The following is a 745-nucleotide window of genomic DNA, read 5'->3' as shown; positions in this document are numbered from 1 at the left end:
AATACGGTTCATCTGCAGTTGATCTAGCGTGCCATCATGAGCCACTTCGAAGTTCAATGGGTTGATTTCAACTTGGTTCGTCACCAGTGGCTTACCTAGCCGTGATTGCAGTAAGTCGAACTGACGCGGTGAAAAGTTAGAGACACCGAAGTGCTTAACTTTACCTACCTTATGTAGTTCAGCGAACGCTTCTGCTACTTCATCCGCGTCCATCAATACGTCAGGGCGATGAATCAGTAATACATCAAGTTCGGTTACACCCAAACGCTCTAGAGAGTTATTTACTGATTGGTAAATATGGTGCGCGCTGGTGTCATAGTGATTGATCTTGCGATCTGGAGTGTGGTCACCACACAAGTTGATGTCGCACTTGGTGACGATTTGAATATCATCTCGAAGGCTCGGCTCAAGCGCTAATGCTTCACCAAACAACTTTTCACATTGGTAGTTACCGTAAATGTCCGCGTGATCAACCGTTGTGATGCCAAGATCAATGTGCTGCTTTAGGAAAGTCAGACGTTGTTGCGGGGTCATACCCCACTCAGCTGTACGCCAGTATCCTTGCACCAGCTCAGAAAGTTCTGGGCCTTGTGGCGCTACCGTTACTTTTGCAACCATGGGTTGTCTCCTTTATCAATACTGAACGTATCCTAAGCTCGTTTTACCGAAGGCTCAACGTATAACAAATGGCAAAGGTAAACGCTTACTAAAAATGTGAGAGCCACAGAAAAACGAACACTTAAAT

1 protein-coding gene is annotated in these 745 nt (G+C 45.6%); it reads right to left on the bottom strand.

What is annotated here, in order from left to right; genetic code table 11:
* On the bottom strand, positions 1 to 618 hold a 618-nt coding region (locus AB4496_RS21350; protein WP_372131884.1), incomplete at its 3' end, for an aldo/keto reductase family oxidoreductase.
* Positions 619 to 745 lie beyond the last annotated feature (127 nt).

It is taken from the genome of Vibrio sp. 10N.222.46.A1, from assembly GCF_041473595.1.
GTDB lineage: Bacteria > Pseudomonadota > Gammaproteobacteria > Enterobacterales > Vibrionaceae > Vibrio > Vibrio tasmaniensis_A.
This window is presented reverse-complemented; position numbering and strand designations above follow the sequence as displayed.